Source organism: Litoreibacter sp. GN1-5 (genome assembly GCF_055693805.1).
Window position 1 is genome coordinate 3,052,162 of the sequence record NZ_JBVFUP010000001.1, and the last position, 20,224, is coordinate 3,072,385.

The 20,224-nt window shown below is 53.7% G+C and carries 14 protein-coding genes; 10 read left to right on the forward strand and 4 right to left on the reverse strand.

Features of this window, described 5'->3' with window-relative positions; genetic code table 11:
* Positions 1-137 precede the first annotated feature (137 nt).
* Genes ACZ1HF_RS15280 through ACZ1HF_RS15300 form a run of 5 tightly spaced genes read left to right on the forward strand, consistent with a single transcriptional unit; the run spans position 138 to position 6,434 of the window.
* Complete coding sequence (locus ACZ1HF_RS15280; RefSeq protein WP_472658322.1) at positions 138-1,490, forward strand: ABC transporter substrate-binding protein; 1,353 nt, start codon at positions 138-140, stop codon at positions 1,488-1,490.
* Between the two features lie 54 nt (positions 1,491-1,544).
* A complete protein-coding gene (locus ACZ1HF_RS15285; protein WP_472658323.1) occupies positions 1,545-2,831 on the forward strand; it encodes a carbohydrate ABC transporter permease in 1,287 nt (428 codons plus the stop codon).
* A complete protein-coding gene (locus tag ACZ1HF_RS15290; RefSeq protein ID WP_472658324.1) occupies positions 2,831-4,060 on the forward strand; it encodes a carbohydrate ABC transporter permease in 1,230 nt (409 codons plus the stop codon). The genes ACZ1HF_RS15285 and ACZ1HF_RS15290 overlap by 1 nt, the downstream gene beginning before the upstream one ends.
* 2 nt (positions 4,061-4,062) lie before the next feature.
* Positions 4,063-5,358 (forward strand): MGH1-like glycoside hydrolase domain-containing protein, encoded by a 1,296-nt coding sequence (locus ACZ1HF_RS15295; RefSeq protein ID WP_472658325.1) that lies wholly within the window; start codon positions 4,063-4,065, stop codon positions 5,356-5,358.
* Between the two features lie 5 nt (positions 5,359-5,363).
* Positions 5,364-6,434: an ABC transporter ATP-binding protein gene (locus tag ACZ1HF_RS15300; protein WP_472659062.1), complete on the forward strand. Its 1,071-nt coding sequence runs from the start codon at positions 5,364-5,366 to the stop codon at positions 6,432-6,434.
* 51 nt (positions 6,435-6,485) lie between these two features.
* Here the strand turns inward: ACZ1HF_RS15300 and ACZ1HF_RS15305 are convergent, their stop codons facing one another.
* Positions 6,486-8,141 (reverse strand): FAD-binding dehydrogenase, encoded by a 1,656-nt coding sequence (locus tag ACZ1HF_RS15305; RefSeq protein ID WP_472658326.1) that lies wholly within the window; start codon positions 8,139-8,141, stop codon positions 6,486-6,488.
* Positions 8,142-8,365: 224 nt separating this feature from the next.
* Here ACZ1HF_RS15305 and ACZ1HF_RS15310 point away from each other — a divergent pair, with 224 nt between their 5' ends.
* From ACZ1HF_RS15310 to ACZ1HF_RS15330, 5 genes are all read left to right on the forward strand, one after another.
* Positions 8,366-9,418 carry an efflux RND transporter periplasmic adaptor subunit gene (locus ACZ1HF_RS15310; RefSeq protein ID WP_472658327.1) on the forward strand — a complete coding sequence of 351 codons (1,053 nt, stop codon included), beginning with the start codon at positions 8,366-8,368 and terminating at the stop codon, positions 9,416-9,418.
* Positions 9,415-10,482, forward strand: coding sequence for an efflux RND transporter periplasmic adaptor subunit (locus ACZ1HF_RS15315; RefSeq protein ID WP_472658328.1), 1,068 nt, complete (start codon positions 9,415-9,417; stop codon positions 10,480-10,482). The genes ACZ1HF_RS15310 and ACZ1HF_RS15315 overlap by 4 nt, the downstream gene beginning before the upstream one ends.
* On the forward strand, positions 10,479-13,550 hold the full coding sequence (locus ACZ1HF_RS15320; protein WP_472658329.1) for an efflux RND transporter permease subunit: 3,072 nt from the start codon (positions 10,479-10,481) through the stop codon (positions 13,548-13,550). The genes ACZ1HF_RS15315 and ACZ1HF_RS15320 overlap by 4 nt, the downstream gene beginning before the upstream one ends.
* Positions 13,551-13,620: 70 nt before the next feature.
* Positions 13,621-14,733 (forward strand): mannitol dehydrogenase family protein, encoded by a 1,113-nt coding sequence (locus ACZ1HF_RS15325; protein ID WP_472658330.1) that lies wholly within the window; start codon positions 13,621-13,623, stop codon positions 14,731-14,733.
* Positions 14,730-15,692, forward strand: coding sequence for an aldo/keto reductase (locus tag ACZ1HF_RS15330; protein ID WP_472658331.1), 963 nt, complete (start codon positions 14,730-14,732; stop codon positions 15,690-15,692). Before ACZ1HF_RS15325 ends, ACZ1HF_RS15330 begins: the two co-directional genes overlap by 4 nt.
* Before the next feature lie 7 nt (positions 15,693-15,699).
* Here the strand turns inward: ACZ1HF_RS15330 and mutL are convergent, their stop codons facing one another.
* Genes mutL through ACZ1HF_RS15345 form a run of 3 tightly spaced genes read right to left on the reverse strand, consistent with a single transcriptional unit; the run spans position 15,700 to position 20,222 of the window.
* Positions 15,700-17,526, reverse strand: coding sequence for a DNA mismatch repair endonuclease MutL (gene mutL, locus ACZ1HF_RS15335; RefSeq protein ID WP_472658332.1), 1,827 nt, complete (start codon positions 17,524-17,526; stop codon positions 15,700-15,702).
* Positions 17,527-17,571: 45 nt separating this feature from the next.
* Positions 17,572-18,882, reverse strand: coding sequence for a M16 family metallopeptidase (locus tag ACZ1HF_RS15340; RefSeq protein ID WP_472658333.1), 1,311 nt, complete (start codon positions 18,880-18,882; stop codon positions 17,572-17,574).
* Positions 18,879-20,222 carry a M16 family metallopeptidase gene (locus ACZ1HF_RS15345; protein ID WP_472658334.1) on the reverse strand — a complete coding sequence of 448 codons (1,344 nt, stop codon included), beginning with the start codon at positions 20,220-20,222 and terminating at the stop codon, positions 18,879-18,881. Before ACZ1HF_RS15345 ends, ACZ1HF_RS15340 begins: the two co-directional genes overlap by 4 nt.
* Positions 20,223-20,224: the final 2 nt, after the last annotated feature.

Here is a 20,224-nt window from a genome sequence, read left to right on the forward strand (position 1 = left end):
CAAAAAGGAGCGTTGAACGCAAATCAAAAGAGGATCAACTCAGATTGTAGAGCGACCCATTGAACAAATATGCCCCGGCGCAAGCTGAACAGTGTCGGGCTACGAAGTCTTGGTTCAGCACAAAAAGGGAGAATGAAATGGATCTGCATTTCAAGCGCATGAAATCTTTATCTGCAGGGCTGATGCTGTCTGCATCGCTGACCGCTATGGCACAGGCGGACACAATCAAGTTCTGGACGCCGGAAGAACAGCCTGAACGTGTTGCCGTACAAGAAAAGGTCGCGGCTGACTTCAAAGCGGCAACTGGCCATGAAGTCGAAATCATTCCTGTAACAGAAACCGACCTGGGAACACGGGCTACCGCGGCTTTTGCTGCGGGTGATCTGCCTGACATCATCTATCACTCTATCCAGTTCCTTCTGCCTTGGAACGAGGCCGGCATTCTTGATGCAGGGGCTGCATCAGAAGTAATTGAAGCGCTCGGTGCGGATACATTCGCGTCAGGCCCGCTGGGAATGGCCGAGGTTGATGGCGAGTATCTTTCTGTCCCCGTTGATGGTTGGACACAGATGATCGTCTACCGCAAAGACCTGTTCGAAGCAGCAGGGCTGGAGCCGCCAACTACATTTGCAAACATCGCAGCCGCTATCGAAAAGCTGCACAACCCGCCAGAAACCTATGGTTTTGTTGCCGCGACCAAGATCGATGAAACCTACATGATGCAGCTGATTGAACATATTTCACTGGCGAATGGGTATTCCCCAATCAACGATGATGGCTCTGTCAATGAAGACACAGAAAAGCTGGCAGAGGTAATCGAGTTCTACAAAACCATCGCCGAAGCGTCTCCGGAAGGTGAGCTATTCTGGGAGCAATCGCGTGAGCTGTATTTCGCGGGCAAGGCCGCTATGATCATCTGGTCGCCCTTTATCATGGATGAGCTTGCTGGTCTTCGTGACAGCGCACCCCCAACGATCAACGATGATCCTGAAAGCCGTGAGCTGGCCGAAAAGACGGGTTTTGTGACAACATTTGCGGGGCCGTCCAATGCAGATGGATCGGCTTATGCAGATGCGCGGTATTTTGGTATTACCAATGATGCCAACACGGAAGTCGCACAGGAATTTGTCGAGTTTTCCTTGGCTCAAGGTTATGGCGACCTGCTTGGTATGGCTCCGGAAGGTAAATTTCCGATCCGCAAAGGGGATGCTGAAGACGCTAACAAGTTCGAAAAGCTATGGGCGACCTTGCCTGTAGGGGTCGATCGGAAGGCGCCTCTGGCGGACATCTATCCACAGGATGTGATTGACAATATCGTAGCTGGCCTTGTCGTTGGTGATCGTTGGGGGGCCAAGAATGGTCAGCTTAATGCAGCATCCAAAGTCATAAATGCGCGGATCATGTCCGAGGTGATCCGCAAACATCTCGACGGTGAGATTACGGCTGACGAAGCGGCTGCGGAGATCATTGAGAAGCATAAAGCCCTCTAATCGGGCTTGGCCGGGGCGCAGTTGCTGCGCCTCGCCCTTTGATCTGGCGATAATATGACTGATAGTCCAAAACCCCCAAAAGGCACTGGTGCCTTGGCAAAACGCGAGATGCGGCTGGCCTATACCATGCTGTTGCCGACCTTTGCGATTGTGCTATCCATTGTGCTGTTGCCGCTTCTGGCGAATTTCTGGATCAGCTTCAAGCCAGTGGAACTGGCCGATCTACGGGCCGCGACACCACTTGCTAACGAGCAGCTACGCCCACGCCCGAAAGCTGCGGGGGAAACGGTAATCCTGCGCTATCGTATCCGAAACTCTTCGCAACAGGATGCGCTTAGCGCTGTCACAATGCGCGACCTGATCCCCGCCGGGCTGGACGTGACCCTGAATGATCAGCGCTGTACGTTAGAGCAGCGAATCCTGAATTGCGACTTCGGTGATATGGAACCAGGCGCACGGTTCTTGCTCGAATTCGAAACCGTTGTGTCCCAAGACTACATTGATACCGGAGAGCGCCCACGCGACACCTCGGTAGAATTCGAGTCCAGTTCGCAAAATGTCCTCACATCTGGTGAGTTTACCTTGGACAACTTCCGTAAGGTGTTCTCATCGGGGGAGTTCTGGACGGTTCTGAAGGTCTCGCTCTACTACACGATATTCGGCACCGTTGGCGCTTTGGTGTTGGGATTATTTGCAGCGCAGATACTCAACACAGCTTTCCATGGGCGCAACATTCTGCGCGGGCTGTTTCTGTTTCCATATGTAGCCCCTGTCATTGCAGTGGCTTTCGCATGGGTTCTGCTGTTGGATGCAGGACCGGGCGGTACGCTGAATGCGATGCTCATGCGGCTTGGCGTGACGGATGGACCAATCAACTTCCTTGGTCAGCGCGCCGTGGATTTCACATTATTCGGGATCGAGTTTGAATTCCCGTTGGCCTTGACAACTGTCATCGCATTTGAAGCTTGGCGTTACTTCCCCCTATCGTTTTTGTTCATCCTTGCCCGAATGCAATCTATTTCATCCGAAATGTACGAGGCCGCAGAAATAGACGGTGCAACGCCGCTCCAGCAATTCTGGTTTATCTCGCTGCCGCAGTTGATGGGAATTCTTGCCGTCCTGTTCCTGTTGCGCTTCATTTGGACCTTCAACAAGTTCGACGACATTTTCCTTTTGACAGGCGGTGCAGCTGGCACACGGACGCTTACTGTGGATGTTTACGAGCAGGCGTTTGCCGTTTCCAACCTTGGGGCCGGCGCAGCCGTCGCAGTCGTAATATTTATCGTGTTGCTGTTCTTTGCTCTGATCTTCTTCAAATTCTCACCACAGGATGATGGTTGATGCGCGCAGTTCCAGTACATCTTGCAGCTTTGGCCATCGGTGCAATCTGGGGTGCGGTCTGGATGATCGTCGTTGGATTACTGCTGACCCTGATCTCTGGTCTTGTAGCCGTACCGCAGGGCGGCCCGGGTGGCCTTGCCGGAATAGTCGCAGCGTTTGCTGTTTTATATTTACCTCGGCTGCAATCAGGTCTGAGCGGGTTTGCGGCAATAGTAGCGATTGTTATCGCAGCCGTCTTGATTTTCTCAGGCCTTCAGCCCTTCGCGTTGTCTCTGTCAAACGGTGCCGGATACCAGATCATTGCACTTCTGGTTCTTGCAGGGATGGTCGCCATCTCGCTGCAAAGCTGTCTTCGCGGTTTTGCACCGATCTACACGCGCCGCTATCAGATGGAGGTATTGCTGATCCGCGTTATGAAAGGGTTGGCTTTCGTCATTTTTACAATCGTCGTGATACTGCCTTTCTATGTCATGGTAATGACCAGCCTGAAGCGCCAGCAAACTTTGCTGGCAAATCCGTTAGATTTCTCGATTAATCTGTCGCAGGGGCCATCACTGCTGTTTCGTTCTTATATAGAGCTGTTCACACAGTATCACTTTGGTACCTTCCTGATGAATTCGGCAATCGTCTCGGTCGCTACCGTCTTCATCACCCTGTTCTTCGCTGTACCCGGTGCTTATGCCGTTGCACGGCTGCGGTTTCCCGGTCAGGCTCTGCTGTCCCGGTCTATCTTGCTGATTTATATGGTCCCAGCCATTGTTCTGGTGATCCCACTTTACGCGGTCTTCTCGCAGCTTGGCTTGCGCAACACCTTAACCGGCCTGATGGTCGTCTATCCGGCAACAACGATCCCTGTCGCGCTTTATATGCTGCAAGGGTATTTCCGCGGCCTGCCGTCCGAGCTGGAAGAAGCCGGGCTAATGGACGGCCTGTCGCGTGTCGGGGTGATTTTAAAGATCACCCTACCCTTGTCCTTACCTGCGCTGGCCTCGGTGGCGCTTTATGTTTTCATGATCGCTTGGAACGAATTCCTGTTCGCGTTCATGTTCCTTGATGATCTGGACCTCTTCACGCTGTCGCGTGGGGTGGTTTCGCTTGATAGTTCCGAAGTGCCGCGTCAACATTTGATGGCAGGTGCAGTGATCGCAACGGTGCCCGTACTGGCGCTTTTCCTTTGGTTCGAACGCTTCCTTGTCGCTGGTCTGACCGCCGGCAGTGTGAAAGGCTGATTATGACACACCCTCTGGATCAACAAGCAATAGACCTGCTGCGTAGCAATGATCGGGGCGGATTTACAATCCCGACAGCACGGCTTTATCCGTATCAGTGGAACTGGGACAGCGCGTTCGTGGCGCTTGGATTTATGGCCTTTGATCGGGGCCGTGGCTGGCGTGAGATGGAGCTGTTGTTGGAAGGTCAATGGGGCAATGGAATGATCCCGCACATCTTGTTCCGTCGCAATGACCCAGATTACTTTCCGGGGCCGACCGTTTGGCAAACAGAGTCAATGACGAGCACGATGCCGACATCTGGTCACTCTCAGCCGCCAGTTTTGGCAACGATCATCCATGAATTTGTGAAATCCGGGGGACCTGACGACCTTGAACGGGCTGGGGCGATGTTCGACCCGATCCTGCGCTGGCATCGTTGGTTCTACGAAGAGCGTCGCCCGAACGGTTGTCCGGTGGTCTGTATAGTACACCCGTGGGAATCTGGTCGCGATAATTGCCCCGATTGGGAACTAGGGTTCGATCTAATGGAAGCCGCACCCAACCTGGAGCCCTATGAACGGCGTGATACGCAGCATGTCGCGTCCTCACAACGGCCCTCGAAAGAGCAGTATGACAAGTACCTGACAATCATTAAATACGGTCGAGAACATGGTTGGGATCAGAAAAACCTGACCCAGAACGGCCCGTTTCAGATGGCTGATCCTTGCGTGCATTTTGTGCTTTTGCGTGCGAACCGTGACTTGCTGGCGCTGGCGCATCGGCTTGGCCGGACAGAGGCTGTGGCCGAAATCGAGATGTGGATCAAGACGGGCATCGCGGGGGGCGAATATCTCTGGAACCCCGAGACCGAAGCGTTTTGCGCGCGGGAAGTCCGAACCGGAGCATTCTCGAACGGGGTCTCAAACGCGTCAGCCTTGTGTTTTTATGCGGATGCCGGAACAGAAATGCAGCGCAAGGCGACGATTGCCCATATGGAACGGATTGGCGCGAAGGTCAGACATCTCATGCCAAGCTGGGATCCGGAGGCCCCAAACTACGAGCCACAGCGGTATTGGTGTGGCCCGGTCTGGCCGCAGATGAATCAGATGATCAGTATCGGGCTGGCTGAAAACGGCCATGCAGGTTTGGCCGAACGCGTGCGAAGCGATTTCGCCGCGATGGTCGAAAAATCCGGTTTCTGGGAATGTTTCAACCCTGAAACGGGCAAGGGATGTGTCGGTCAGGACTTTTCATGGACAGCAGCAATGTGGCTGGCTTGGGCGTCGCCCACACGGCCCGCGATGGCAGCGGAGTAAGATGGATGGGGTCTATCAAACTGGAAGCAGTTGAGAAGTGGTTCGGTGATTTGCAGGTGATCAAAGGGATCGATCTGGAAATCAATGATGGTGAGATGGTGATTTTCGTAGGGCCTTCAGGGTGCGGAAAATCGACCCTGCTAAGGATGATTTCAGGATTGGAAGAAACCTCGCGCGGCAAGATTTTACTGGATGGTAAGGACGTGACGGACAAGATTCCGTCCGAGCGGGAACTGTCGATGGTCTTCCAGAGCTATGCGCTTTATCCGCATATGTCTGTGCGCGAAAATGTTGGCTTCGGGTTGAAAACCGCCGGGGAGTCGAAGGCGCAGGTCGATGCGAAGGTCGCCAAGGCGGCCGAGGTTCTTGAACTTGACCCATATCTGGATCGCCGACCCAAAGCACTGTCCGGCGGGCAGCGGCAAAGGGTTGCGATTGGTCGTGCCATTGTGCGCGAACCAAAAGGCTTTCTTTTCGATGAACCTTTGTCCAATCTTGATGCATCATTGCGTGTTCAGATGCGGTTTGAAATTGCCAAACTGCATGACAACTTGAAGACAACGATGATCTACGTGACCCATGATCAGGTCGAAGCAATGACACTGGCTGATCGGATTGTCGTGCTGAAGGATGGTAAAATCATGCAGATCGGCACACCAAGGGAATTGTATGAGACGCCGGACAACCTGTTTGTTGCGCAGTTCATTGGCAGCCCGAAGATGAATATTATGCCCTGTAAATCAGAGGGCGATAGCTACGTATTACCGGGGCATGGTTCTGCAAAACATGGGCAGACCAGAGATATGAGTTCCGTCAGCCGGTTAGGGATCAGGCCGGAACATATCCAACTCACCGATCCCGTTGATGGGATCTGTTCCGGTGACGTCGAGATTTCAGAATATCTTGGATCGGATACGTTTCTTTATGTCAATTGTGGCGCTCTGGGCATTGTGACCATGATGGCGCGAAGCAATGATATTTCACCGGATCTTAAGGGTCAAAAAGTAGGATTGAAATTTGCAGCCGATCATCTGCATTTCTTTGGTGACGACGATCTGAGTATCCGATTACCATAGCTTACCATAGAAATCAGGCCTGCGGGGCGCCAGTTTGCCCCGCGCGTCTGTCTAAGCTGTTTGTCCTGCAATCCTGCCAGAAAACAAGCACCCGCCCAGAAATGTGCCTTCCAAGGCATTGTACCCGTGATACCCACCGCCACCGAACCCAGCAACTTCGCCGGCGGCGTATAATCCGGGAATGGGCTGATCGGCGGTATCAAGCACCCGCCCTGTCAGATCAGTGTGCAAGCCGCCCAAAGACTTGCGTGTCAGGATATTGAGCCGAACCGCAATCAATGGACCGTTTTGAGGATCAAGTATCTTGTGTGGTTTCGCCGTCCGGATCAGTTTATCCCCCAGATAGGCACGCGCACCGCGAATTGCTGTGATCTGTGCATCTTTTGAAAACTTGTTGTTGATCTGGCTGTCACGCCCTTCGATCTGCTGCCGAATATGGGCGAAATCAAGTGAAGTGTCCGGAACAAGCTCGTTCATGTCTTTGACAAGCTCAGCAAGCGTATCGCGCACGATAAAATCGACCCCATGCGTTTTGAAAGCCTCAACAGCCTCTGTCGCCCCTGATCCCAGGCGGGACTTCAAAACCTCGATCCATTTTGCCAATGTCAGGTCGGGGTTTTGTTCTGAGCCGGATAAAGCGAATTCCTTTTCAATGATCTTTTGCGTAAGAATGAACCAGCTATGATCATGGCCCGTGCTTAGAATCCGTTTGAGCGTTGATAAGGTATCAAACCCGGGCAGGCAGGGCGCCTGCATCCGATTACCAAGCGCGTCAAACCAAAGAGAGCTGGGGCCGGGCAAGATGCGAATTCCGTGGTTCGGCCAGATCGGAGCCCAGTTTTGCACGCCTTCGCAATAGTGCCACATCCGGTCCGCATTGATGACCGCAGCTCCTGCTTTTTGGGCTGTAACCTGCATTTGCCCATCGACGTAGTCAGGCACACCAGAAATCATTTTCGATGGGGCCTGCCCTAACCGGTCCACAGGCCAGTTCTGCCGTACCATGTCATGGTTGCCGCCAATACCACCCGTGGTCAGAATGACAGCCTCTGCGCCGACCTCAAATTGCTCAATGACATCACGGTTTGTGCTTTGACCACGCAGCGCGTCGTCCGGGGCCAGCACATCCCCGCTGACACCGACAACTTGACCATCTGACATCGTCAGACCACTTACCCGATGGCGAAATGCAAATTCCAGCTTCTGATCTTCATGGGCTTTGCGAAGTAACCGCTCAAACGGGGCAACGATGCCTGTCCCTGTACCCCATGTGATATGAAACCGAGGCACAGAATTCCCATGACCACCGGACAAGGCCCCGCCACGTTCTGCCCAACCGACAACAGGAAACCAACGCATCCCGATATCATAAAGCCACTGACGCATTTCTCCGCTGGTAAATTCCAGAAAAGCCTCTGCATATTTTCTGGGATTTGCATCTTCGGGGCGATCAAATTGCGCTGATCCAAACCAATCCTGCGCTGCAAGTTCCCGACTGTCCTTAATGCCCAAGCGACGTTGTTCCGGGGTGTCCACCATGAACAAACCACCAAGTGACCAGAAGGCCTGACCACCAAAAGACTGTTCCGCCTCCTGATCCATCAACAAAACAGATCGCCCGCGTTTAACAGCCTCATATGCAGCCACCATACCGGCAAGCCCTGCTCCGACGACTAAGACATCGAAATTTCTTTCGCTGGGCGACATATAAGATCCCTTTCGCAGCTAAATTTTGACCGTATAAGATTACTTTGATCTTAGCAGTAGACTGACCAACAATTTCAACAGAGATAAAGATCAGAAAAGCGGGAAAGGTGAAACCTGCTGGCTAGCCTTGCCTGATTGATTTCATTGGCTCAGAGCAATAATCGCATTGTGGCACAGCATACTGTATTGTTAAGAGTAGCCAAACCTACACCCGAGGGAATGCCATGGCCTTTTTTCGCTGCATGCTTGTTTTGGTTTTGTTGGCCACGCCTGTCTTGTCTGACACACCCTTGGTGGTCGAGATCGTTACCGCAGAGGCTGTTGCAGATACCCGAATTGATGCGCTGACAGGTGAAATCGTGGCGCGCGATATGCTAACGGCTTCATTTCCCATGGGCGGACGGATTGCCAGCGTTATGGTGGAGGAAGGCGATCATGTGGTCAAAGGCACGGTGCTTGCCCGAATGGAATCGGTTCAGCAGGAACAAGCCATGCGTGCCGCTGAAGCAGGGATTTCGACAGCAGACACCGATTACCGACAGGCGCAGGAGGATTTTGAACGGCAGGAAACCTTACTGGAACGCGGGGCAACAACCCGGATCAGCCGGGATACCGCAGAAGATGCGTTACGCATCGCCGAGGGTGTGCTGGCGCAAGCGCAGGCTAACTTGGATCGGGCGCAGAAAGCGGTGACAGATACAGTTCTGCTTGCGCCGTCAGATGCGACAGTGACGGATCGCATGGTCGAAGACGGGCAAGTGGTAGGTGCCGCACAACCAATTGTAGAACTGGCACTTGGTGGCGATTTCGATGCGGTTTTCGACGTCCCAGAAGCGATGCTAACCGGCGATGAAACGGCCCCAGAGATTTCGCTGTCCTTGATTGATGCACCCGAGCAGAATTTTGTGGGCCGCGTGCGCGAGGTTTCTCCGTTAGTTGATGCCGCGAAAGGGACGATTGCGGTGACGGTCAGCGTAAGCGATCCACCAGATAACATAACCTATGGTGATGCTGTACGCGGGCAAGTCAGTCGGATCGCAGCGCCCCATGTGGTTCTGCCCTATGCCGCGCTGACGGCAACAGGTGAAGGGTCAGCTGTTTGGGTGGTGGACCCCGACACAATGCAAGTATCGCTAAAACAGATCACGATTGATCGGTTCGAAACCGGTCGGATTATCCTGGCAGATGGGCTTGAGGATGGCACGCTTGTGGTCACACGCGGCTCGCAGCTTTTATATCCGGGCCGTGTTGTGGCGCAAATGGAGGACGGGCAATGAGGTCGGTTTTGCTGTTTCTATTTCTGCTTCTGGCACTGCCCGCTTGGGCCGAAGATGCGATTGATCCGGAAACCTTCCCGCCCCGGCCTGTGGTATCAGAACTTGTGAACCTTCAGACTGATGAGGCAACCAGCTATGTAGGCCTTGTCGCAGCACGGATAGAAACGGATCTTGGCTTTCCCCTGATCGGCACGATTGCGGAACGCCCGATTGATACGGGTAATTTGGTGGCGCGAGGCGACATACTGGCGCGACTGGACCCGGAGGATTTGGACGCAGACTTGCGGGCCGCTGAGGCAGGTGTGTCGGTCGCGACGGCTCAGTTGCGCTCGGCGCTGGATGCCGCCGCGCGGGCGCGGGCTTTGGCGAACCGTGGGGTAGACGCAACCACCCGTCAGGAAGACGCGGAGCGCGCCCTGACCGCGGCGCAAGCGCGGTTGGAACAGGCGCAATCCACATTGGCACGGGCGAATGACATGCTGGGATTTGCAGTATTGACGGCCCCACAGGATGGGGTGATCACGCAGGTTTTTGCCGAAGCAGGTGCGACGCTCTCTGCCGGACAGCCAATTGTGCGACTGGCAGCTACTAAAGAGCGGGAGATCATTATCGATCTGAGTGAACAGGATGTGGCCGGGCTGGATCTTGGCGCGACATTCGACGCGGTTCTGGCAAGCAATGTCGATATTGCTGGTCAAGCCAAGCTGACCCGGATCGATCCGGTGGCAGAGCGGGCAACGCGGACCCGTAGGTTACACTTGACTTTGATTAACCCACCGGACGGATTTCGTCTTGGCACGCTGGTGCGGGTTATGGCCACGAACAACGCGGAAAGCAGTGTTAGCATTCCCCGCGCAGCTGTACTGGATCCTGACGGTACGCCACAAGTCTGGGTGGTGGATCGGGCGACCAATGCAGTCGCGCGCACAGACATCACGCTGGGTGACAGTTTCGGACCGCGGGTGCGTGTAACGAACGGCTTATCGGCAGGGGACGAGGTGATTGTCAAAGGCATCAATTCACTTGAGGACGGGCAAATTATTGGCCCGCGCGTGACCCCATGAGCAGTTTTAACCTGTCCGACTGGGCGTTGCAGCACCGGTCTTTCGTTTGGTTTCTAATGATCATCTCGCTCTTGGCCGGCGCGTTGTCCTACATGAATATCGGGCGCGAGGAAGATCCTGATTTCTCGATCAAGACCATGATTATCGCTGCGGCGCTGCCTGGGGCCACAACGCAGGAAACCATGACACAAGTGACAGACCGGATTGAGAAAAAGCTCGAAGATCTGGATGAACTTGACTACACGCGCTCGGTCACACGACCCGGTCAGACCATTGTTTATGTAGAGCTGTTGCCCTCGACCAAAGCGGCACAACTGCCGCGCATCTGGCAGAGCGTGCGCAATATGATGGGCGACATACGCAGCGATTTCCCAGAAGAATTTCAGGGCTTCCAATTCAATGATAATTTCGGGGATGTATTCGGCAATATCTACGCATTCACCGCTGATGGCTATTCCCCGCGTGAGGTGCGCGATTACGTGGAACAGGTCCGCCGGGACGTTCAAGCGCTGGAAGATGCAGGCAAGGTCGAGATTTTCGGCACACGGGACGAAGTAATTTATCTGGAGTTTGCTACGGAGCGATTGGCAGCTTTGGGTCTAAGCCAGCGGGCCGTGCAGGACACACTTGCCCCACAGAATGCCATCATCCCTTCTGGTGTGATTGATGCTGGTCCCGAACGCGTGCTGGTCCGTGTAGGCGGTCAGTTTTCTGACGTAGGCAGCCTTGAAGATGTCAACCTTCGGGTGGGGGATCGTTTCTTCCGACTGACAGATGTTGCTGACATAAGGCGTGGGTATCAGGATCCACCGAGTGAGCTGTTCCGCTACAATGGGCAAGAGGCCGTAGGCCTGTCGGTTGGTATGCGCAAGGGCGCAAATATCATTGATTACGGGGCCGAGCTGGAACGTGTTATCGTTCAGGCGCAAGCAGACCTGCCCATCGGGATCGAGATACATCAGGTTGCTGACCAGCCCCATGTGGTTGATGAGGCAGTCAACCATTTCATTCAGGCGCTGGTCGAGGCCATTGCGATTGTGCTGGCGGTCAGCTTCATCAGCCTTGGGCTGCGCGCAGGATTTGTCGTGACACTGACGATCCCACTGGTTTTGGCAATTACCTTTGTGATTATGGAATACGCCGGGATTACCTTGCAACGTATCTCACTCGGCGCGCTCATTATTGCGCTTGGGCTTCTGGTTGATGATGCAATGATCGCGATTGAGACAATGATTTCGCGGCTTGAGCGGGGCGAAAGCCTACCCAAGTCAGCATCTTATGCCTGGACCTCGATCGCCTTTCCAATGCTTACGGGCACGCTGGTGACAGTGGCCGGTTTCATTCCAATCGGATTGAATACTTCGGCTGCGGGGGAATTCACCTTCTCACTGTTCGTTGTCATTGCTGTGTCACTTCTGGTGTCGTGGATTGTAGCAGTTCTTTTCGCGCCACTTCTGGGCGTGACGTTTTTGTCTGAGAATATGAAGCACCACGAAGATGGCCCCGGCCGTGTACGGCGGATGTTTCATAGGGTTTTGAGCGTCGCAATGCGGTTTCGTTGGCTGACCATTGGGTTAACGGTCGCTGTGTTCGGCTTGTCTGTCTATGGAATGCGTTTTGTTGAGCAACAGTTTTTCCCCAATTCTGACCGGCCTGAGCTGATCCTTGATGTAACGCTGCCGCAGAATGCGTCGATCACTGCAACACAGGAACAGATGGACCGTCTGGAAACCTACTTGGACGGCAATGAAAACGTATTATTCTGGTCGTCCTATGTAGGCCGCGGCGCGCCACGTTTTCTATTGGCTTTTGATGTACCGACGCCGGGCGCGAATACCGGGCAGATTGTCATCCAGACACCCTCTGTTGAGGCACGGGATGCTTTGCGTTCTCAGATGGAAACCGTCTCCAAGACGCAATTTCCCGGAGTGGATATTTTCGTGAAACTGCTGGAGATCGGTCCGCCAGTAGGCCGCCCGGTTCAGTATCGGCTGAGCGGGCCAGATATTGGTGTTCTGCGTGATCAGGCCCGTGATCTGGCGGCTTTGGTGGCGTCGGACGAACGGCTCAAAGACATCGTGATGGATTGGAACGAGCCTGCACGAGTGGTGCGTGTCAACATATTGCAGGACAAGGCGCGGCAATTGGGGATTACCTCGGCTGACATCGCTTCGGCGCTGAATGCAATTTATGATGGGATCGGGATCACACAGCTACGTGACGATGCCTATCTGATCGACATTTTGGCGCGCGGAAATGCTTCGGCTCGTCGATCTGTGGAGGCTTTGGCGAATCTTCAATTGGGCGCGAATAGCGGCGCAAATATTCCATTGAGAGCCGTTGCAACTTTTGATTACGACACGGAACAGCCGTTGATCCACCAGCGCAATCGCGCGCCAACGATCACGGTCAAAGCTGCGGTCGCAACCAAAGATCAGCCAGCGACAGTGGTAACAGATCTGGAAGACAAGATCGCCACGTTCAATGATGCGTTGCCCTTCGGCTATAAGGCAGAGGTAGGCGGCGCAGTTGAGGCCAGTGCAGACAGTCAGGGACCGATTGCCGCTGTGGTACCGTTGATGATGCTGATCATGCTCGCGCTGATCATGGTGCAAATGCAGGGCTTCCGTCTCGGATTTGTGGTTCTTTGCGTGGCACCTTTGGGCTTGATCGGGGTGGTTGCAGCGTTGGTGCCATCAGGCGCGCCTTTGGGGTTCGTAGCTATCTTAGGGGTTCTGGCTTTGGTCGGTATTCTGATCCGAAATTCGATAATTCTGGTGCATGAAATCGAGGTATTGCGCGAGAAAGGTCGCACAGCATGGGATGCCGTGTTTGAGGCCAGCGATAGCCGCGCGCGGCCCATCTTGCTGACAGCGGCCGCGGCAAGCCTTGCGCTGATCCCAATCTCGCGTCAGATTTTCTGGGGACCAATGGCCTATGCCATGATGGGCGGTATCATTGCCGGGACGATCATTACATTGATGTTTGTGCCAGCATTGTATCTGGCTGTGTTTCGGGTGAAACGAGATGCCGAAAATCTGCCAGTGGAAAATACAGTTTCGGATTAGTATCCGTATTGTATTATTAAAGACATTGGCGTTACTATGAGGTCTTACCAGCATCAAGATGGAACATGCGATGCCAACCAATCCAATCCTGCAATTCGGAACCAGCCGCTTTCTACAGGCACATGCGGATTTGTTCGTCTCGGAAGCCTTAGCGCGATCTGAAGCAGTTGGGTCGATCACAGTTGTCCAAAGCTCAGGCGATGCAGCGCGGGCGCATAGGGTAGCAGCGCTTGCGCAAGAAGCAGGCTATCCGGTTCGAATACAGGGTCTGCAAGATGGCAATCAGGTCGATTATGAGATCCGCGTGACAAGCATAACCAAGGCGTTGTCCACAGCAACCGACTGGGATGATGTCAAACGCGTTTTTGTATCAGAGGCACAGTTTGTGCTGTCCAATACTGGCGACAGTGGTTTTGCCCCCTGTGTCGCAGATACCCAAGGCACCTTTGATCAGGCCATGTCCTACCCTGCAAAGCTGACCCATTTGTTGCACGCGCGCTTCAAGGCGAATGCCAACCCAATTCAGATCATGCCGATGGAGCTGATTCAGGATAACGGGGTCTGCTTGCGGGACCGGGTGCTGGAATTGGCGAAAGGGCAGGATTTTATTCACTATCTGCAAACCAAGGTGCTTTGGGTCAACTCATTAGTTGATCGTATCGTATCAGAACCGATTGAACCTGCCGGCGCGATCGCTGAACCTTACGCACTGTGGGCCATAGAAAATCAGGCAGGTCTGGAACTGCCTTGTACGCATCCGGCCATTCAAGTGGTTGACAATCTTGAACAGGCTGAAGCGCTGAAACTGTTTGTGTTGAACCTTGGCCATACCTATCTGGCCAGTCTGTGGATGCAGCAGGGCCGCGCGCCGGAGGCGACTGTGGCTCAGGCCATGGCAAATAAAGGTACGAGAACCGCTCTTGAAGTGTTGTATGAAAATGAGATTGTGCCAGGCTTTAAAGCAGCGGGGCTAAGCGCTGAGGTCGAGGCTTATATTGCAACGACGCTTGAGCGGTTTGCCAACCCATATCTCAACCACCTTATGGCTGATATCGCGCAAAACCATACATACAAGGTTGAACGGCGCGCCATCGCCTATATGGGCTGGGCAAAGCGATACGGTGATCTGGCACCGAAACCTATCCTTACAACCCTGGCCGCTGAACGAGGTGTAGTATCATGAAACTCAACCGTATTGGCCAAACCGACCTGTCTGTGACGGAAATCTCTTTTGGCTGCGCAAGTCTTGGAAATCTTTACCGCGAAATTACGGATGCGGATGCCATGGATGTCCTAACCTGCGCATGGGATGCCGGTATCCGCTATTTTGACACAGCACCGCATTACGGGTGCGGGCTGTCTGAAAAGCGGCTTGGGAATTTCTTGAAAGGCAAATCACGCGATAGCTATGTGATCTCAACGAAAGTCGGTCGCGTGCTTAGCCCCGGCGCTGCGCAAGACGTTGCGGACGGTTTCATCAAACCTTTGCCAAATGACGTGCGTTACGACTATTCGGGACCCGGTATTGAAGAGAGTTTCCAGCATAGTTGTGAACTTCTTGGGACCGATAATATCGATATTCTTTATGTCCATGATATTGGCGCTTATACCCATGGTACGTCAGAAAATGCCAAACATATGCAGGCATTTCTCAGCACCGGCCTTGCCAAGCTGGAGCAAATGAAAGCCGATGGGCGCATCAGGGCTTTTGGCCTTGGAGTAAATGAAAACGAAATCTGTCTTGATATTATGGATCATACCAAACTGGATACTATCCTGTTGGCTGGCCGCCTGACACTGCTTGACCGCTCGGCCGAGCAAGAGCTGGTCGGGAGGTGTACCGACGCTGGCACCAGTCTGGTGCTGGGTGGCGTTTTTAACTCAGGTATTTTGGCAGTTGGTCCGGTCGAAGGTGCGACTTACGACTACGCGCCTGCATCGCAGGATATTCTGAACCAAGTCACCAAACTGCAAGATCGCGCGGATGCATCTGATATTCCCTTGGCAACAGCCGCATTGCACTTTGCTATCAAACATCCAGCGACAACATCAGTCTTGCTTGGCACCGGCAAGGTTTCTTCCTTGCGCCGTAATCTTGATGCCTTGGCAATGACAGTGCCGGATGACATTTTGAGCTGGTAAGAAAGTATCAGGTCCGCCCAAACAGTCGTTCAATATCAGCCAGCTTCAACTCAACATATGTTGGTCTGCCGTGATTGCATTGCCCAGAATGGGGTGTCGTCTCCATTTCGCGCAAAAGCGCGTTCATTTCTTCTGCCCGCATCCAGCGCCCCGAACGGATTGAACCGTGACACGCCATACGGCTAAGGATGGCTTCTATCCTGTCCAGAACTGTTTGCGTGCTGCCCAGATCGTCTAATTCGTCCAGTATATCGCGCACCATGGCTTCCGCATTCACCTCGCCCAGAATGGCTGGTGTCTCACGCGCGGCAATAGCACCGGGGCCAAAGGGTTCCAGCGTCAAACCAAGCTTGGACAAAGCCTCTGCCTGTTCCAGTAGCCGGGAAATATCCCCCTCTGAAAGCTCGATGATTTCTGGTATCAGCAGCGCTTGTGCAGCAACACCGTTCTCAGCCATTTGATGTTTGAGCTTTTCATAAACCAGCCGTTCATGGGCGGCATGTTGATCGACAATCACCATGCCATCTGCCGTCTGGGCAATAATGTAGTTTTCATGCAGATGCGCCCGTGCGGCCCCTAAGGGCATATCGCTCGTACCCTGCGCTGACGGCGGCTCTTCGACACGGGCAAACACAGCTGCGGTTTCGGAAAACCCAGGGGCTTGCGCAGAATAGGCGCTTTGCAGCGCTTTCTGAGATGGCCGGTCCATCTGATAGTTTCTGGGTGTGGCGGGCTCTGGTTGGAAAGCTCCAAGCGTCGCTTGAGCAACAGTGCTGGATGCGCGGTGTCCGGCTTCGGCCAAAGCGTGCTTCAACGCCGAGACGATCAAACCTCGCGCAATGCCGGGGTCGCGGAAGCGGACTTCAGCTTTTGCCGGGTGAACATTCACATCAACCCGGTGCGGGTCACATTCCAGAAACAGCGCGCAAGCCGGGTGACGATCCCGCGACAGGAAGTCTGAATAGGCTCCGCGCAAGGCCCCGATCAATAATTTATCCCGGACCGGGCGGCCATTTACGAACAGGTATTGCGCAACAGCCGACCCTCGGGAATAGGTGGGCAGAGCAGTATATCCGGTCAGCGTCAAATCATCCCGCTCTGCATCAATTGGTAAAGCGTTTTCTATAAACTCAGTCCCCAAAATTTGACGCAGACGCCTGCCTAATGCGTCAAACATGTCACCCGTCTGAGGATCAGCACGAAAGGTAATACGCCCTTCGCCCCCACCGGAAACATCTTGGATCGTGAACCCGACATAGGGTTCTGCCATGGCAAGGCGTTTAATGACATGATTGATTGCCTGCGTCTCGGCCCGATCAGATCGCAGGAACTTGAGCCGTGCGGGGGTCGCATAGAACAGATCGCTCAGTTCGACGACCGTTCCGGTATTCAATGCAGCGGGTTTGACTGGCCCGATCTGCCCACCGGCAACAGAAATCGCGGACGCAGTTGACCCATCGGCGCGCGAGGTGATCGTCATCCGCCCAACCGCACCCATAGATGGCAAGGCTTCCCCGCGAAATCCAAAACTATTAATATTCAACAGATCAGAGCCGTCAATTTTGGAAGTTGCATGCCTTGCCAGCGCCAAGGCCAAAGCATCTGCGGGAATGCCATGTCCGTCATCCGTCACGCGGATCAGGGTTTTGCCCCCATCAGCGATGCACAGGTCAATCCGGGTAGCGCCTGCATCAAGCGCGTTCTCGACCAGTTCTTTCACAGCAGAAGCTGGCCGTTCGATAACTTCCCCGGCAGCGATACGATTGACCGTTAGATCGTCAAGTTGCCGAATTTCCGACGGAACAGAGCTTATATTGGGGTCATGAGTATTCATGCTACCAATTGTAGCTGAACATTCGCGATCTCGACCATCAAGGTTTCAGTTTGACGTTTGAAGTCCTTCGGGTTGTCCAACCACTACAAAATGAAGATTGTCAGGCTGCAACAAACGGGCCGCAACGCGCTTGATATCGTCCTGCGTTACAGCCTCAACCTTAGCGTTACGTGTTTCTATGTAGGATGTAGGAAGATCATCCATTTGCATCCCGACAAGAATTCCAGCAATCGTTGAATTGCCGTCAAATCGTAGCGGGTAAGCCCCGGTCAGATAGGTTTTGGCATCACGAAGCTCATCTTCGGTAACACCTTCGGTTGCCATTTTAGACCACTCTGCCCGGATGACCTCGATAGCCTGTGCTATCCGATCATTGGATGACGCAACTTGCCCCATCACCAACTCGGCATTGTCCAGAGGCAAAAGGTAGGAATACACACCATAAGTCAGGCCGCGTTTTTCGCGGACTTCTTCCATCAGACGTGAGCCAAGACCGCTTGCCCCCAGCACCTCGTTTAAAACGTAGGCCGCAAAGAAATCCGGATCGTCGCGTGTCATACCCTCATGGCCGAAGATCGCAACAGATTGCGGGGTATCGTAAGGTACGACCGTTTCACCACCCGACAAAAGATAATCTGCCCTGTCCGGCAAGGGTGCGCCCTCTGCCGATAAATCACCCAACAGGTGGTCCAGCAACTGGCCCAGTTCCTGCTCATTTATGTCACCAACGGCACCGACATAAATCCGGTCCCTTGCCAGTGTATCTTTGTAAGCGGCCTGAATATCTTCGCGGGTCAGCCCTTTGACACTGTCCAGAGTACCATTGAGATTGGATCCATAGGGATGATCCCCAAACGCAAGCTTATCAAAGGTTTTAACAGCAATCTTGTTCGGATCCTTCATGTCAGATCCGATAATCGACAGAAGTTGTGATCGAACCCGCTCTATCGCGTCTTGATCAAAAAGCGGCTCCATAAGGGCGAGCCGCAATAGGTCGACCGCTTTATCTCTGTTTTCGGTCAGAAACTGGGCCGAGATCGAAATGCTGTCATCGCCTGTATCAAAGCTATAGCTTGCGGCCAGTTCCTCGCGAGCGGCGGCAAAGGCGGTTGCGTTCATATCGCCTGCGCCCTCTTCAAGCAGGGCAGTCATCAGGTTGATAGCCCCGCGCTTTCCCTCCCTATCCAAAGACGCACCACCTTTGAAGCTGATTTCAAGCGCGGTAAACGGGATAGAGGGTTCTTCGACCAACCACGCCTTGATCCCGCCGGGTGAGGTCACTTCCTTGATCTCGACAGCGTGGGCAGGGGTTAACAGAAAAACTGCGGTAATGGCGGCTAATATGAAACGGATCATTGCGTGACCTCCTGCGTAGAAGGTTTCTGGTACCAGCCTGTGACAGCCTTCTTGCGGTCAAACACCATCTTGGCTGCGTCCAGAATGTCTTGTTCAGTTACTTCCTCCAGAAGTTCTGGCCATTCCTGCACATCCTGAACGGTCAGACCTGAGGTAAGGGACGCGCCATATTCACGCGCGCGCGCACCGACATCGTCGTTGCCATAGATTTCAGAGGCACGGACTTGCGTTTTCACACGTTCCAACTGTACTGGATCGACGCCATCTTCCATGAATTTCGCAATCACAGCGTCCATTTCATCCTCTGCCTCCTGCAAGCTCAGGCGTGGGCCCGGAACAATAACGACGCCGAAATTTGTATCATCATAGGATAGGCCACTGTAAAAAGCCGAGGTATAGACCGCTTTCTGGGTATCTTGCTGAAGGGCTTTTCCAAACACCGAAGTCGCCGCGCTGCCGCCAAGGATTTCTGCCAACATCGTCAGGGCTGCTGCCGTTTTCTGATCACCCGCATCCCGTTCCGGGGCCATATAGGTTCGGATCACATAAGGCTGAGATACGCGTGCATCTTCATACATTATCCGCCGTTCGGCCAATTGTGGCGGCTCTGACAGGCGCACGCGTTCTGGAAGATCGGGTGTAGGTTCAAGCGGCCCGTAATGTTTCTTGGCCAGTGCTTCCACTTCGGTGGGGTCAACATCACCGGCCACAACCAAAACCGCGGCGTTGGGTGCGTAGTATTTCTTGTAGAAATCCAGCGCGTCTTCTATGCTGAGCTGTTCCATTTCATGGCGCCAACCGATGATCGGTGTGCCGTAAGGGTGGTGCAAATACTGGGCGGCACTGCGTTGTTCGCTGAATAAGGCCCCCGGCTCACTATCGGTACGCTGGTTGCGTTCTTCCAGAATTACATCCCGTTCTGTCACGATGTCTTCTTCGGTCAGACGAATGTTGCGCATCCGGTCTGCTTCCATTTTCATCATCAGTTCCAGGCGATCTGCCGCAACACGTTGAAAATACCCAGTGTAGTCCCATGACGTAAATGCGTTGTCGCTTCCGCCATTGGCGCTGACGATATCCGAGAACTCACCTGATTCCAGAGTATCCGTCGCCTTGAACAGCAAGTGTTCCAGAAAATGCGCAATACCTGACATGCCAGGTTCTTCATCAGCAGACCCTGCTTTGTACCAGAGCATATGAACCACAACGGGGGCGCGATGATCCTCCAACACAACGGCTTCAAGACCGTTCTCAAGTGTGAAGGTCGTTACATTTTCAGCTGTATGTCCAGGCTGTGCCGCAATAAGCGTCAAGCCAAGAGCAAAAATCAGACGGCGCATGA

Bases quoted from the DNA above. Each gene is read 5' to 3' on its own strand.
- ACZ1HF_RS15330 (WP_472658331.1), top strand. From the start codon at position 14,730: ATGAAACTCAACCGTATTGGCCAAACCGACCTGTCTGTGACGGAAATC.
- ACZ1HF_RS15325 (WP_472658330.1), top strand. From the start codon at position 13,621: ATGCCAACCAATCCAATCCTGCAATTCGGAACCAGCCGCTTTCTACAG.
- ACZ1HF_RS15345 (WP_472658334.1), bottom strand. From the start codon at position 20,222: ATGCGCCGTCTGATTTTTGCTCTTGGCTTGACGCTTATTGCGGCACAG.
- ACZ1HF_RS15295 (WP_472658325.1), top strand. From the start codon at position 4,063: ATGACACACCCTCTGGATCAACAAGCAATAGACCTGCTGCGTAGCAAT.
- ACZ1HF_RS15280 (WP_472658322.1), top strand. From the start codon at position 138: ATGGATCTGCATTTCAAGCGCATGAAATCTTTATCTGCAGGGCTGATG.
- ACZ1HF_RS15340 (WP_472658333.1), bottom strand. From the start codon at position 18,882: ATGATCCGTTTCATATTAGCCGCCATTACCGCAGTTTTTCTGTTAACC.
- ACZ1HF_RS15290 (WP_472658324.1), top strand. From the start codon at position 2,831: ATGCGCGCAGTTCCAGTACATCTTGCAGCTTTGGCCATCGGTGCAATC.
- ACZ1HF_RS15300 (WP_472659062.1), top strand. From the start codon at position 5,364: ATGGGGTCTATCAAACTGGAAGCAGTTGAGAAGTGGTTCGGTGATTTG.
- ACZ1HF_RS15285 (WP_472658323.1), top strand. From the start codon at position 1,545: ATGACTGATAGTCCAAAACCCCCAAAAGGCACTGGTGCCTTGGCAAAA.
- ACZ1HF_RS15310 (WP_472658327.1), top strand. From the start codon at position 8,366: ATGGCCTTTTTTCGCTGCATGCTTGTTTTGGTTTTGTTGGCCACGCCT.
- ACZ1HF_RS15320 (WP_472658329.1), top strand. From the start codon at position 10,479: ATGAGCAGTTTTAACCTGTCCGACTGGGCGTTGCAGCACCGGTCTTTC.
- mutL (WP_472658332.1), bottom strand. From the start codon at position 17,526: ATGAATACTCATGACCCCAATATAAGCTCTGTTCCGTCGGAAATTCGG.
- ACZ1HF_RS15315 (WP_472658328.1), top strand. From the start codon at position 9,415: ATGAGGTCGGTTTTGCTGTTTCTATTTCTGCTTCTGGCACTGCCCGCT.
- ACZ1HF_RS15305 (WP_472658326.1), bottom strand. From the start codon at position 8,141: ATGTCGCCCAGCGAAAGAAATTTCGATGTCTTAGTCGTCGGAGCAGGG.